Genomic DNA, 14,087 nt, shown 5'->3' on the forward strand with positions numbered 1-14,087 from the left:
GAGTTTAATAAAAAGCGATATTTTTTATGAATGGTAAGGCTATCCTAAAATTTTGGATTCACACGAAAAAGGGATAATTTGACAGGGAATTACATCCTAAGTTTGTTTAAATTCGTTCAATATTTGCTGACTATGAAGTTTATTTCCGTTTATATACAAGTGCTGCTCGCCTGTTTTTTTGTAGCCGTTTCGACCACCACTTTTGCCCAGGCAAAAGATAGTTCCGCTACTACGGGCCGCTGGGGGGTTGAGGGAAGGGCTGATAAAATAACTGATAAAATTTCCCATAAAATCGGGTTGAATAAAGAGCAGTCCAAAAAGATTTATGTAATCAATGAAGATATTGTGCGCCGGATGGATGCGGTAAAAAACAATCCTGCCCTCACTAAAAAAGAGCGGATGACACAGTTCAAAGCATTGGATTCAGAGCGCAGCCAGCGTTTTAAAACCGTATTTACAGCGGCCCAGTATAAGAAGTGGAACGACTGGGAAATGACTAAAAAGGAGCATCTCGAAGAAAAAATGGAAAAGAAGAGAATGAGGAAAGAGGCGAAGAATGCGACACCTCAACAATAAATAACTTACATTTAAACCTACCGGCAGTGAGTCAACTCACTGCTTTTTTTATTCCCAAAACGGATGACAACAGCGGATATAAAAGATATTTTTTTGCATGCCGTAGCGGCGGTGCATCCGCAGGAGCTGATGCGGAAAAATGTGCAGGTGCAGCCGGGTTCCCGTATAATCACTATTTCAGGAGATGATTACGAGATCCCGGAGGATGGTCGTGTATGGGTCATGGGAGCAGGTAAAGCTGCTGCTGCGATGGCACAGGAACTGGAAAAAATACTGCTCCCCCATTTCTCCCTGCAAGGAATGGTCATCACCAAATACGGGCATGCGTTACCGTTACAACAGCTCGGATTGTTGGAGGCAGGGCATCCGGTACCCGATCAAAACAGTGTAGCCGCTTCCGTTAAACTACAGGCCATCGCCGCGCAGGTGCAGCCGTCCGACCTGGTTATTTTCCTTTTATCGGGTGGTGCTTCCGCCCTGCTGGCCGATGTGCCGGCCGGCAGTCACCTGGAGGAAGTACAACAGCTGTTTGAAGCACTGCTCAAAAGTGGTGCGGATATCCGCGAAATGAATGTGGTCCGCAAACATATATCGGGTATCAAAGGCGGGCAGCTGGCAAAAAGCATATATCCGGCTACGTTATGTACCCTTATCCTGAGCGATGTAGTGGGTGATGATCTGAGTGTGATAGGGTCGGGCCCTACAGTGCCCGACCCGTCTACCTTTGCCGACACGATGGCGGTATTTCGCAAATATCATCTCCCCGAAAAAATATCCGCTGCTCTCCTGCAGCATATCGAAAATGGAGTGGCTGGTGCAATACCGGAAACGCCCAAACCGGGTGATAAGGATTTCGGGCATGTACACAACTACCTGGCCGGCACCAACCGCATTGCCCTGGAAGCCGCAGCCGGCAAGGCCCGGGAGCTGGGCTATTATCCGTTGCTGTTGTCGGATACTATTAACGGAGATGCACATACTGTGGCCACTTCATTGGTACAAACAGCGCTCGGTTATTCCGGTTCCCTTCCTGCCTGTTTGCTGGCAGGAGGCGAAACCACCGTCACCATCACCGGAAACGGCCTTGGTGGCCGCAATCAGCAGTTGGCGCTGGCAGCAGGTATGGCACTCGCCCATCACCCCACACTCACTTTTTTAAGTGGAGGCACCGATGGCAGCGATGGACCTACCAATGCCGCAGGGGCTATCGTGGATGCATCTACGATGCAAAATGCCAGAAATATGCAGCTGGATGCAAATAGTTTTTTACAGCACAATGATGCATGGCATTTCTTCTCAAAAGCAGGCGGACTACTGATTACAGGGCCTACTCAAACCAATGTAATGGACCTGATGATCCTCCTCATCACCGCAGATACCCCTAAAATTTAAAATCAAAGTTTGTATATGTGTGGATAGATTATATTTTTGGGGTTTGGAATTAGAAATTCTGGATTTACTAAACGTATTTGCATTATGCTGAGAATGGAACAGACATGGCGATGGTACGGGCCTAATGATCCGGTAAGCTTGTCTGATATAAAACAGGCAGGAGCTACCGGAATCGTTACTGCATTGCACCATGTACCTAATGGCGCGGTATGGACGAGAGAAGAGATATTAAAGCGGAAAGCCATCATCGAAGCGGCAGGTCTTACCTGGTCAGTCGTAGAAAGTGTGCCGGTACATGAAGATATTAAAACGCAGAGCGGGCGTTTTAGAGATTATATCAACAACTACCAGCAAACCCTGCGTAACCTGGCTGCATGCGACATACGTACGGTAACGTACAATTTCATGCCTGTACTGGACTGGACCCGCACGGACCTTTCCTACACCGTAGAAGACGGCTCCAAAGCATTACGCTTTGAAAAAGCAGCCTTTATGGCGTTCGACCTGTTCATGTTGCAAAGACCAGATGCAGAAAAGGATTACAGTGACGATGACATTGCCCGTGCGAAAGAGCATTTCGACAGCATGACCGATGAAGACCGTGTACTGTTACAAAAAAATATTATTGCCGGACTACCCGGATCTGAAGAAAGCTTTACGCTGCAACAGTTCCAGGCCGCATTAGATAAATACAAAGGCATTGATGCCACCCAGCTCAAACTGCACCTGTTCTATTTCCTCCAGCAAATAGCACCTATTGCAGAAGAAGCAGGGGTAAAACTGGCCATCCATCCGGATGATCCTCCGTTCCCTATCTTCGGGCTGCCACGCGTGGTAAGCACGGAGCAGGATGCCCGGGAACTGTTGATAGCAGCACCTTATGCGTCTAATGGCTTGTGCTTCTGCACAGGTTCCTATGGCGTTCGGGCCGACAATGATCTGCCGGGTATGATAGAACGCCTGGGCGATCATATTCACTTCATCCATCTCCGCAGCACACAGCGGGATGCATTGGGCAACTTCCACGAAGCTAACCACCTGGAAGGCGATGTAGACATGTTTGCTGTCGTGAAAAACATCCTCACCACCATGAAACGCCGCAATGTTTCCATTCCTATGCGGCCGGATCATGGACACCAGATGCTGGATGACCTCCATAAAAAAACCAATCCTGGCTACAGCGCCATCGGCCGTTTACGCGGACTGGCAGAGCTGCGTGGCCTTGAAATGGGCATCGCGGGGGCCTTAGGCTCTGATTGACTGACATCTACCAGCATCAGGTCTGCACAACGAGTAAAGGTGGGGATAAGCAATACCATCGTCGGACTGAGATGCTACACCAGAGCAGAAAGCGTATTTGAACACATACCGTAATGGCTGATTACGCGTACAAATGACACTGCTTCGTTAAAATATAAAAGACCCACCCATCACGGTTGGGTCTTTCTTTTTATAATCGAAAAAATCACTGCTTTTTTGTAGCATTGCATCAGGATACGAGATTTTATCAACTGTACACTTTTACTAAACCTACAATACGATGAGCGCAACTGTCGATGCGAGATACGAGGCATGCCTGGCTAAAAGACCTGATAGCCTCGCCCGCCTGATCAACTTGTTCAAAAAAGATATAGACCTGCGTATTACCCAAAGAATTCAGGAACGCGGATACAGGAATTTTAAATTGGGAGACATGGTATTACTGGTGCATATAGATGCACAAGGCACTATTAACAACGACCTCGCCAGAAAAGCACGTATCAGCAAACAAGCCATGAGCAAGGTGGTGAAAAACCTGGAAGCTGAAAACTATATCAGCACCCGCAAACACGATACTGATAACCGCGCCAGCATCATTTTCCTTACCGAAAAAGGAAAAGAATTTATGATCAGTGTATACGAAGGTGTAGATGAAATACAGGCGTTGTATGAAAGCATTATCGGAACGGATGCACTCACAGAACTGAAAACTATCCTCAAAAAATTAAATGCAGGCTTAAAATTAGATTGATCTGCGGAGTTATTTCATGCTTACATAATACCTGTTCGCACTATCTTTCACGATAGGCACATTCAGCATTTTACGTAATATGACCAGTGTTTCATCAGCAGATTTATTTTCGAAATCTGCGGTGAGCCTGCGTTTATATAAATTGCCCGCAGAAGGTGGCAACAGGATTTCCAGACCGTAGTAACCATTCACCGCATCGAGCACTTCTTCCAGCGGAATATTACGAAACTTCAGGTGACCTGTTTTCCAGGCCAGCTGCGACTGACTTTTAACCGTTTTCTTTTGTAATGGATGGTGCAGCTCCCTTTTTGCCTGCATATTGGCCGTTAGCTGCATCTTATTGCCCTTATCCGGCACGAGGGTAACTCTTCCCTTTACCACGAATACCTGGGAAACCGTAGCGGTTTTATGCACATTAAATACGGCATTCACCGTGTATAAAACAGTGTGCTCATCCAGCTGCATCCTGATACGTGCCGGCTGACTGATTTCAAAATAGGCGTCACCATTCACCATCTGCACCTGTGGTGTTACATCAAACTTAGCCGCATAGGAGATCGTTGTTTCCTTATTGGTGATAACCCGGCTATTCTTTGCCAGGCGCAAGGTATCAATATGACCGGTATGATTAACGTATTGCAACATCCGGCCATCGGGACGCCATTTGTAAAAAATAAATCCGGCCAGAGCGAGTACAGTAATTGTTGCTAAAACTACCCACTTCGGGTGAAAAGAGCGGGCCTTAGGTTCACGCAACACGGGAACAACAGGAATGGCTGGTTTCACAACAACAGGTGTGCCTTCCCCCAGCCAGTCGGTCAACCGCCGTTCCACATACGCCGCCTGCTCAGGACCAGCAGCTATCAGCGCAGCTATTTGTTCCTGTAAAAGCGGGTCTTGCGGAGACTGTATATATCTTGATATCAGGTCACTGACATCCTGTTGCGGTTGATACATATTAAATGGGTACTGTCGGCTATAGCTGGTATGTCCGGCAAGATACTTAACTTCCATACAAGTTCCGCCGCACAGGCATCGCATTTGCATACACACAGAATAAATAATTAGGTCACTTCGGCAAGGTTTAATATTTTTAGTAAAGACGAACAAGGCAAAAACGATATGTATGTCACCTGAACCTTTAATTCATAACGACCAGGAATATATTGAGGGATTGCTTCACCATCAGCCAGCAGTAATAGAAAGTATTTATCAGCGGTTTGCTTCCAAGGAAAAGCGATTTATTCTCCAAAAAAGCGGTCATGTAAAAGATGCCGCCCATATCTTTGAAGAAGCCCTCATGGATATCTACTATTTTGCCCGCCGTCACCCTCTCAAAGTAACCGACTTCGAACCCTTTCTGCAACTATTGTGCAAGCGCGTCTGGGAACAGGAACTGGAAAGACGGGGACAACGCATCCCGGGACTGGAAGCAGAAGAATTGTCTACCATGAGCAGGGATGATATCCAGGATGTGGAAGACGTACTGAAAGAAGGAGAAAAAAGAAGACTGGCCTATCACTATTACCTCGCATTATCCGATGAATGCAAAGAACTCCTCCGTTGGTCCCTGACTGAGGGCTGCCTGCAGGAAGACATTGCTGCAGAAACTAAAATACCTGTTGCTGAATTACCTGAACGCAGAACTGCCTGCTTCCGCAGCCTGTTCAGAGATATCGATACAAAACTGAAAGCCAATAGTCTTTCTGAAAAAGACCTGCTGGAAACAGACCGTTTCCTGAGCGCACAAATGAGTGAGGGAGAACGGAAAGCATTCACAGAACGCTTGCAAACAGACGCGTTGCTGAATCAACAGGTGAAAAGATTTGATATCGTCCGGCAATTGCTGGCACAAAAAATATGTAGTGATGCCGGCAGGGATGAACTGCAACACCTGTTGTTTACCCACCGCAATGCCTGGTATACACTGAAAGACAACTCCACTATTCCCATTCGTAATTACGTGATACTAACAGCAATGATAGCAGCAGCCATGGCAATCCTGCTGTACGTAAGTCCGTGGAGTAAAAATATTTACCGGCAGTTTGCCTCTACAGAAATGCAGATACCGGATATCGACAGCTTACGCCTGCCGGAAGAAGCCATTATACAGTTTAACCATGGTCATTTCAATGAAGCCGTTGTATTGTTGAATAATGCACTCAACATCAATCCGGGCAACTTATACGCCCGCTATTATCGCGGTGTAGCACTGATAGACCAAAACCAACTGGAAAATGCACGTAAAGATCTCCTCACCGTTTATAACAACAGCGGCGATCTTCGTAATGAAGCAGCCTTTTATATGGCATTGAGTTATCTGAAGGAAGGGCGCAAGCAACAATGCCTGGAGTGGCTGTTGAAAATTCCACCCGGTGCCCCTAATTACCTCAAAGTGCAGAAACTGATAGAAGAATTAAAATAATTAACTCAGGTATTGTCCTTTACTACAATGGATAATATTTTCCACTTCTCCTTTAATCAATTCATAAACAGGCGCCTTGTCTGTTTTAATACGTACCAATTGTTGTAATACCAGGAAGTAAATTTCGCCTCTGTTACAGCCGTCAATCTGGGCTTTAAGAATGTTATGCTTTACCTCTTGACAACCGGTGGCATCCAGTTTCTGGTAAATTACATACAAGTCGTCCATCCAACTCATATCTCTAAAGTTTAAACATAGTGTATAGTCCCCTAAAGTTAAGCATTTACATTAACAAAATATACCATCTGAATCTTAATTAATTGTAAATTCTAAAGTGCTCAGAACCAGATAACAGGGTTCCTTACAGGGAGGTTACGTAACACTTCTTCCTCCTGGGGATCGGGGTCCAGGGACAGCCATAAATGGTAATATTCCCCATTTTTCAGGGCAGCAGCGCCAAAAATGAGGAACGGCTGCGCTACCGGCCAGTTATTCCAGTACATCACGTCATGAGCATAGGGCCAACTACTTTTATTTTTTACATAGGGAGACAGGAATGCCATGCCCTTGCCGATACTCCGGCCATTTTCCAGGGTATACTGCCACAGGTTATTTTCTTTAGTGCTCAGCAACTGGCAAACAGTGCTCATCGCATCCAGGTTAAACAGCGAGTAGCCGTAAGGTTTAGTACGTTTCAACTCCCGTGGAAAACTGCCATCATCCGCCATTTGCCCAGGCAGCAATACCGTTTTATACCGGTTTATACAAAAGTCCATCAGCTCCCGGTTGTTCACAAACCGGGCAAAAGCCGCTACCTGCATCACCCAGCAGGTACCATGATTGTTGGCAGCGTTCATTTCATCTTTGCCATAAGGATGCGTGGTAAGCCATTGCAGGTAAGTACTAAACCAGTCTTTAAACGCTTTCAGATCAGCGGGTGGAATAGCTCCTGCCTTTTCCATAATGCTTAATGCCTGCACTACTTCCATCAGGTGAATAGTATCGATAATACCAATGCCCCTGCCCGTAGCCCTTCCTTTTATTGCCTGTGCATATAACAGGGAAGGATTCATACGGGTGGCGCTATCTTCAAACCAGGCCTTTGCATGCAATAGTGCATGTTGCAGATAGGTATTGTCTTTCGTAGCCACATATCCCGCTGCCAGCGCGCCCATTACACGACTCAGCTTTATCATCGCCAGCCGGTGTGCCACAAAATTGTCCGGGTTACTTTGTCCATCCCGCTGAATGTAAGGACTATCCGGATGGGCCGGATCCGGCCACCAGTAATCTCCTTCAGAATAGAAATCATGCAAACCTCCCGCACTGCGATCGCAACGAAAAGCCGTAATTGTTTCCGGCGCCTGCTGTAAAGCCCAATTGGCACGGGTTACAATAGCGGGGCGGGTATCTTTTATTAACTGCTTCACGAAAGGCGACTGTGCATGGGCAGTATAGGTTACACTGAACAGCAATGCCAACAGCCAGGTCGTATGTTTGCGCATAGCCTATTTTTTTGAAGTTAATGATAATACGCGACCATCATGTCCGGCTAATTCCAAAGAGAAATTACCACTGAAGCTGCCTAACACCTTGCCTGTCCAATAGTCTGTTACCTCGTATGTTTTATCAAGTTTTACGGATATTTTTTTGGCAGATGACTGCCAGTTGAGTAAGATCACCTGTTGTCCTGCCGCTGTAGTGACCCTTCCCGCTTCGAAATCTGTATTCTCAAAAGCTGCTGCTTTAGCGGTTGGTGGCACAGCTTTCCTCAAAACGTTTAGTCGTTCAGGTGATATTTTAGTAAGGTCATCTCCACTCAGCAACATGCCACCTGTAGCGTATAATAACGCAGCGTGAAAGTTAAACTCATTATCCGGCATGGCGCCTGTTAACACCAGGCAGTCCGGATCATTCCACCACAAACGGCCATTCTGCCAGGCACGATAAAGGTTTTCGCGGCCCGAGCGTTCAAACACCGTCCAGTTACGCTTGATATCCATAGAACTACGGCTGCCATGTACCAGGCCTAAAGAAGGCCACAGCGGATGATTACAACCCAGTAAAAACGCATCTTTACTCCCTTTGATCACTGCTTCCATGCCACGGCGGTAAGCTTCCACACGCGTAGCCTGCTTGTCATAAAAATAGCCACCATGAATAGCGCCCCAGAAATTGGCGTCCAGTTTAAAATACGTTACGCCCCAATCGTTGCGCATGGTGCGGAACAACTGCTCCAGGTGCTGCTGTACCGCCGGGTTTGTACCATCCAGTACATACCATGGCTTCCAGCGCCAGCCACCAAAGGTAACCAGGTCGCTGCGCAAGGGTGCACCCGTTGCATCTTTTACGAGCCAGTCTTTATGATTTTTATAGATGGTCGAATTACTGTCGCATATAAATGGCGCCACCCAGATAGCCGGTTCAAATCCTTTGTCCCGGATACTGCGCAATACCTGCTGTACATTACCACCAAAGGAATTGCCCACTTCCAGCCAGTCACCCATATGCGGCTGATATCCATCATCGATTTGTATATACTTTAATGCCGGTATATTATTCTTGATATAATCCAGGTTATCATAAATATTCTGCGCCGTTACTTTAGGGCCAAAGCAATACCAGGAACACCAGCCGGTAGGTGGTTGCTTAAATTCCAGCCGGGGATGAAAATGATGGATACGATCTGCAAAACGATCCAGCAGCTGGTTACCATCTTTGCCGGTATCCAGCATCAGCTCTTCCAGGTTAAAAGTGGCGCCGGGTAATAATTCCAGGTTCTCCAGGTCTGTTACTACTTTAATGGTATCGGCAGATAAATAAAACTTGCCTACAAAGCGTTTACTGGAAGTATATCCTAAGAGCAACTGTACATCACCGGCAGGATATAAACGCAACAGGTTATATACGGCCAGGTAGCCATCCGGTTGTGGTATTTTGTAATGCCCTGCATCTGTGTAGTTGCCCAGGTTTTCCGGCTTAGCCAGTGTACCGGCTGTTTGCGTCAGCATCTGAAACCCTTCTGCATAAAAAGGTGTAGCCGCCGGAAGTATTTTACCCACAACACCAGTAATCACTTCTTTCAATCGCACGGGTGTACTACCGGTATTGACTACACGCACCTCGCAGAACGTTCCTTTCCAACTGCGGATTACTTTAATAAATGAAGGCGCCGGGCTGCCATCAGCAGTATATGCCAACGGCATACTATTTTTCAATGCCTGTACAAACCGTTCCGGATCTCCTGCCATGGCTGTAATAACGCTTCCCAGCAAACAACACAGTAAAAGCAAGTTGCATTTTTTCATCGTGGATATTATTTTGGTTGCATTGTTAATTCAAATAATTTCATCAACTCACTCCCCTTAATTTCATTCGCCCGGATAGTTATTTCATACTCACCTGCAGGGAGATAAATTGCCTTCAACGGTTTCACTGTTACTTTCGCCGGCTGAACATCTCCGGTAATAACATTATCACCTACACGAATACGGTAGCTTCCCGCTGCCGACTGATCCGCACTATACTTTATACCGATCTGATAAGTGGCGTCCTCCACTGTACGAACTTTCCAGCTCACGTATTGTGTGGTATCTTTCCAGTTATGTACAAAATACGCGGCCTTCTTGCCATCACCATTCTGCCAGCCGCGGCCATGAAGTATGCCGTCAAATGCCCGCAATACGTTGGTAATATCCTGCGTATCCAGCACACGCACTGTATCTGTTTTAATACCTTCCATCTCCAGCACCACCACGCTGTTAATGCTGTCTGGTGCTACTGCTGGCAGCGTTATAAGGATATCCTTTGCATTCTTGCGTTGTACCGGTAAAGCTTTTTTAGTTTTATCAATTAGCAGGTAAGCTTTACTAACCTTGCTTTCCAGACCACCTACATACAGGGCCGTCCGCCAGTCGAAAACATGCAGGTATAATTTGTTGCCGTTACGGGTGCTTTCGCCCCAGGGCTGTACCGGCAACGGGCTACTGCTGCTGCCGTAAATACTTTCTCCATTCTGTTGCATCCAGGTACCAATGGTATGCAGTATGATCGTATCCCTTGGATCAATGCTGCCATCTCCTTCGGGACCGATGTTCATAAGCAGATTGCCTCCCCTGTCTGCCGCCTTAGCCAGCAAACGGATAAAGAAGGAAGCGGGCTTATGACTGCTGTCGTATTTTGAGTAACCGTAGGATTCATTGGTGGTGGGAATTGCTTCCCAATCGCCGGTAACGGGATAAAACTCCGCGGGCCTGTCAGAAGTATTGATATAATCACCAAAAGAAATATGGCTACTCCGGGCCAAACGACCATTTACCACTACATTTTTATCCACTGCACGGATAGCCTGTAATACCCGGATGTTTTCACTCAGGGGTAATTTATGTGGTGTATCAAACCATAAAATATCCGGATGATATCTTTTCAGCAATTCTACAATCTGCGGGATAGCTTTTTCATTCACATACTTCACTGCCTTAGGCAGCAGCTCGGGATGTGCATCATACCAGGTGGTGCCACCATAAAGGTTTTTATCTCCCCCCGGATTTTTATAATCCCAGTCATTACCCGGCGCATCAGGATGCTCCCAGTCGAATGCATGGGAGTAGTAGAAACCGAAGCGGATACCATACTTTTTACAGGCGGCAGACAGCTCCGCCAGCGGGTCCTGTTGAATATGATAATCCCCGATGCCGGTAGGATACATGGCTACTCCATCATGATGCTTGGCGGTGATGATCAGGTATTTCATGCCTGCTGCTTTGATCATACGCACCCAGGCATCAGCGTTGAAGTGAACAGGGTTAAATGTTTTTATCAGTTGATCGGCGTACTCCTGCCGGCTGATCTTTTCTTTTCTCATCAGGTGCTCTGCATAGCCATCCACCTTCTTTCCTTTCCATTCTCCACCAGCAGCAGAGTATACTCCCCAGTGAATAAAGCAGCCAAACTTAGCTTCCCGCCACCAGGCAATGCGTGCATCATGATTTTTCATAGAAGCTGTCCACCAGCCATTCACAGCAGTACTCACAGCGATGCTGTCGCGTGTAGCAGCGCGCTGTGTCAGTATACCTTCATCATCTCCTTTTACCTGCGCTACAGCCGAATAAGCTATTACGCCAACGGCTACACTCAAAATCGCTTTTCGGATGCTCATAAAATATGATAAGTTTTACCAGGTGCAGTTGAAATATCATACTCAAATACTTTTTCCAACTGCAACACTGGCAATTTCGTTGGGTCTTTTACTACCGTTTTGCCTGGTACCTGTAATTGATAGAATGGGTTATCATTGTTACCTGCTGCTGCTTTCGCCGGTTTACCATCTACGTTCACGGCAACGCGTGTACGAATACGGCAATTACCACCCAAAGCAGATCTGATGACGGCATGAGTAAGTTGTCCGTTTTTCCATTCCATATCTACTTCAAAACCACCCCTCGCCTTCAGTCCCCTTACATTACCTGCAGGCCATGCGTCCGGCAGCGCAGGCAACAGGTATACTACGCCATCATGGCTTTGCAGCAACATTTCTGTAATACCGGAGGTTACACCAAAATTGCCGTCTATCTGGAAAGGAGGATGTGCATCAAACAGGTTAGGATAGGAACCTCCGCTGTTATCTGCCACACTCACAGTTTGTCCGCCAGCAAGGAATAATTGTTTGTTTAACATGGTATAGGCGTGATTGCCGTCTTCCAGCCGCGCCCACCAGTTAATTTTCCACGACTTGGACCATCCGGTACCACCATCGCCGCGCAATAGTAAACTACGTTTAGCCGCAGCCGCGAGTGTACTATCCCTGCGGGGAGAGATGAAATTACCAGGAAACAGGCCATACAAATGAGATACGTGACGGTGGGTGTCCTTTGGATCATCCCAGTCTTTGTACCACTCCTGCAATTGACCATACTGCCCCGTATGAAAAGGATACATTTCGGACATAGTTTGTTTGATACGTGTTACCAATGGTGCATCCTGCTTTAATACCGTGGCGGCTTGTATGGTATTATTAAACAAGTCATGAATGATCGACAGGTCCATGGTAGAAGCAATGCTCACGGTACCAGTAGGTTTGCCATCGATACGGAAATTATTCTCCGGAGAAGTAGATGGATTGGTCACCCATTGTCCGGCTTCATTTTTCACGAGCCAGTCCAGCATAAATTCAGCAGCGCCTTTCAGATCAGGATACATTTGCTGCAGTGCCTTTTTATCGCCGGTAAACTGGTAATGTTCCCACAGGTGGCGACTAAGCCAGGCGCCGCCCATAGGCCAGATAGCCCATTTAGGGTTACCATTGGGGTCTTTGAAATCTATGCCGCCGGCGGGATTGGTCATATTCCAGATGTCTGAATTATGATGCGCTGTCCAACCTTTTGCGCCATAGTTAACGGCAGCGGTTACACGTCCACTCTGCGACAGCTTATTAATAAACTCAAATAAAGGGATACCGCAATCTGATAAGTTAGCCGTTTCTGATGGCCAGTAGTTCATTTCAGTATTGATGTTAATGGTATAGTTGGATCCCCACGGTGGCTGCATTTCCTTATTCCACAACCCCTGCAGATTCATAGCTGGTCCGCCTTTGCGGGAACCTGCAATCATCAGGTAGCGGCCATATTGATACAACAGTGTGGTTAGCTGCGGATCGCGGTTACCACCATGCTCAGTGTATACTTTCAGTCGTTCGTCTGTTGGCAGCGTGGCAGCATCGTCTACACCGAGGTTGATAGTCACGCGGTTAAATAATGTGGTATAATCTTTTAAATGTGCCTGTAGCAGCTGTGCATAATTCCCCACTTTCAGCAGTGGCGCGGCAGCGGCAGCATGTTCATCTTTCCCATTGGGTTGGCCATCTTTAAAGCTGGTACCAATGGAGAGCAGCAATACTGCTTCTGTAGCGCCTGATATATGTACACCAGCGGTATCTGTTTTTACCTGTCCGCTGCTAACACGGGCATCCAGGTGTACTTCATAGCGAATACCTTTTTCACCATATACGATTTGCTTAGGTTCATAAGGTCTGGCTGCCACATATTCCGGACATCTGCCTTTCATCACCAGGTAATGATTATTCACTACGCTATTGGTATGCGGCATGCCGTTGGCAAAACGGGTACTGAAATTCAGTTGTCCGGCTTTACCTGCGGTATAGCGTATCACCAGCAGTTGTTGCGGATAACTGGAAAACACTTCTCTCGTATAGGCAATTCCGTTAGCCATATAGCTTACGCGTGCGATTCCTTTATTCAGGTCCAGTTCGCGCTTATATTGTGTTGCTTCCTGCGGTATATCGTTATCAATCAGCAGGCTGCCTAGTGTAAGATAACGGGCACTATAGGTACCCATCATTTTTTTTGCCAGCACATTCGCCTCTGCATATTTCTCTTCAAACAACAGTTTACGCATTTCCGGCAGCGTTTCTTTTGCCTGCGGATTGTTGCCATCACGGGGCACGCCTGACCAGAGATAGCCTTCATTCAGCTGCAGTTCTTCCTGTTGCACGCCACCAAATACCATGGCGCCGATACGGCCGTTTCCTACCGGTAATGCCTCTACCCAGTTTTGGGCAGGCTGCCTATACCAGAGTTTCAGCAGAGAGTCTGCAGGTGGCGCGGCACAGGTGTTGCGCCCAAAAAGCATTACAGCAGATGCTAACAGATACTTTATCATTAATTC

Annotated in this window: 11 protein-coding genes; 5 read left to right on the top strand and 6 right to left on the bottom strand. The window is 46.9% G+C overall.

The genetic code is table 11. The annotated features are described in order from the left end of the window. Positions 1-132 precede the first annotated feature (132 nt). From AB4Z08_RS05540 to AB4Z08_RS05555, 4 genes are all read left to right on the top strand, one after another. Positions 133-576, top strand: coding sequence for a hypothetical protein (locus AB4Z08_RS05540; protein WP_441572732.1), 444 nt, complete (start codon positions 133-135; stop codon positions 574-576). A gap of 63 nt (positions 577-639) precedes the next feature. After that, positions 640-1,968: a glycerate kinase type-2 family protein gene (locus AB4Z08_RS05545; RefSeq protein WP_441572733.1), complete on the top strand. Its 1,329-nt coding sequence runs from the start codon at positions 640-642 to the stop codon at positions 1,966-1,968. Between the two features lie 84 nt (positions 1,969-2,052). Further along, complete coding sequence (uxuA, locus tag AB4Z08_RS05550) at positions 2,053-3,228, top strand: mannonate dehydratase (protein WP_441572734.1); 1,176 nt, start codon at positions 2,053-2,055, stop codon at positions 3,226-3,228. A gap of 280 nt (positions 3,229-3,508) precedes the next feature. Next, positions 3,509-3,979, top strand: coding sequence for a MarR family winged helix-turn-helix transcriptional regulator (locus AB4Z08_RS05555; protein WP_441572735.1), 471 nt, complete (start codon positions 3,509-3,511; stop codon positions 3,977-3,979). 9 nt (positions 3,980-3,988) lie between these two features. Here the strand turns inward: AB4Z08_RS05555 and AB4Z08_RS05560 are convergent, their stop codons facing one another. Further along, the gene (locus AB4Z08_RS05560; RefSeq protein ID WP_441572736.1) at positions 3,989-4,993 is read right to left on the bottom strand and encodes a FecR family protein; all 1,005 of its coding nucleotides are present in this window, start codon (positions 4,991-4,993) and stop codon (positions 3,989-3,991) included. Between the two features lie 112 nt (positions 4,994-5,105). Here AB4Z08_RS05560 and AB4Z08_RS05565 point away from each other — a divergent pair, with 112 nt between their 5' ends. Beyond that, positions 5,106-6,404 carry a hypothetical protein gene (locus AB4Z08_RS05565; RefSeq protein WP_441572737.1) on the top strand — a complete coding sequence of 433 codons (1,299 nt, stop codon included), beginning with the start codon at positions 5,106-5,108 and terminating at the stop codon, positions 6,402-6,404. Here AB4Z08_RS05565 and AB4Z08_RS05570 read toward each other — a convergent pair whose 3' ends face one another. From AB4Z08_RS05570 to AB4Z08_RS05590, 5 genes are all read right to left on the bottom strand, one after another. After that, positions 6,405-6,641, bottom strand: coding sequence for a hypothetical protein (locus tag AB4Z08_RS05570; RefSeq protein WP_441572738.1), 237 nt, complete (start codon positions 6,639-6,641; stop codon positions 6,405-6,407). Positions 6,642-6,742: 101 nt separating this feature from the next. Further along, positions 6,743-7,909, bottom strand: coding sequence for an alginate lyase family protein (locus AB4Z08_RS05575; protein WP_441572739.1), 1,167 nt, complete (start codon positions 7,907-7,909; stop codon positions 6,743-6,745). Positions 7,910-7,912: 3 nt separating this feature from the next. Then, the gene (locus tag AB4Z08_RS05580) at positions 7,913-9,712 is read right to left on the bottom strand and encodes an alpha-galactosidase (protein ID WP_441572740.1); all 1,800 of its coding nucleotides are present in this window, start codon (positions 9,710-9,712) and stop codon (positions 7,913-7,915) included. Between the two features lie 8 nt (positions 9,713-9,720). Further along, complete coding sequence (locus AB4Z08_RS05585) at positions 9,721-11,562, bottom strand: alpha-L-fucosidase (protein WP_441572741.1); 1,842 nt, start codon at positions 11,560-11,562, stop codon at positions 9,721-9,723. Continuing rightward, positions 11,559-14,081: a glycoside hydrolase family 95 protein gene (locus AB4Z08_RS05590; protein ID WP_441572742.1), complete on the bottom strand. Its 2,523-nt coding sequence runs from the start codon at positions 14,079-14,081 to the stop codon at positions 11,559-11,561. The genes AB4Z08_RS05585 and AB4Z08_RS05590 overlap by 4 nt, the downstream gene beginning before the upstream one ends. Positions 14,082-14,087 lie beyond the last annotated feature (6 nt).

The sequence above is a fragment of the Chitinophaga sp. RAB17 genome (genome assembly GCF_052114225.1).
In the GTDB taxonomy this organism is placed as follows: Bacteria; Bacteroidota; Bacteroidia; order Chitinophagales; family Chitinophagaceae; genus Chitinophaga.

Excerpts from the sequence above, each read along its gene's own strand:
- AB4Z08_RS05540 (WP_441572732.1), top strand. The coding sequence starts at position 133 with ATGAAGTTTATTTCCGTTTATATACAAGTGCTGCTCGCCTGTTTTTTT.
- AB4Z08_RS05545 (WP_441572733.1), top strand. The coding sequence starts at position 640 with ATGACAACAGCGGATATAAAAGATATTTTTTTGCATGCCGTAGCGGCG.
- uxuA (WP_441572734.1), top strand. The coding sequence starts at position 2,053 with ATGCTGAGAATGGAACAGACATGGCGATGGTACGGGCCTAATGATCCG.
- AB4Z08_RS05555 (WP_441572735.1), top strand. The coding sequence starts at position 3,509 with ATGAGCGCAACTGTCGATGCGAGATACGAGGCATGCCTGGCTAAAAGA.
- AB4Z08_RS05560 (WP_441572736.1), bottom strand. The coding sequence starts at position 4,993 with ATGGAAGTTAAGTATCTTGCCGGACATACCAGCTATAGCCGACAGTAC.
- AB4Z08_RS05565 (WP_441572737.1), top strand. The coding sequence starts at position 5,106 with ATGTCACCTGAACCTTTAATTCATAACGACCAGGAATATATTGAGGGA.
- AB4Z08_RS05570 (WP_441572738.1), bottom strand. The coding sequence starts at position 6,641 with ATGAGTTGGATGGACGACTTGTATGTAATTTACCAGAAACTGGATGCC.
- AB4Z08_RS05575 (WP_441572739.1), bottom strand. The coding sequence starts at position 7,909 with ATGCGCAAACATACGACCTGGCTGTTGGCATTGCTGTTCAGTGTAACC.
- AB4Z08_RS05580 (WP_441572740.1), bottom strand. The coding sequence starts at position 9,712 with ATGAAAAAATGCAACTTGCTTTTACTGTGTTGTTTGCTGGGAAGCGTT.
- AB4Z08_RS05585 (WP_441572741.1), bottom strand. The coding sequence starts at position 11,562 with ATGAGCATCCGAAAAGCGATTTTGAGTGTAGCCGTTGGCGTAATAGCT.
- AB4Z08_RS05590 (WP_441572742.1), bottom strand. The coding sequence starts at position 14,081 with ATGATAAAGTATCTGTTAGCATCTGCTGTAATGCTTTTTGGGCGCAAC.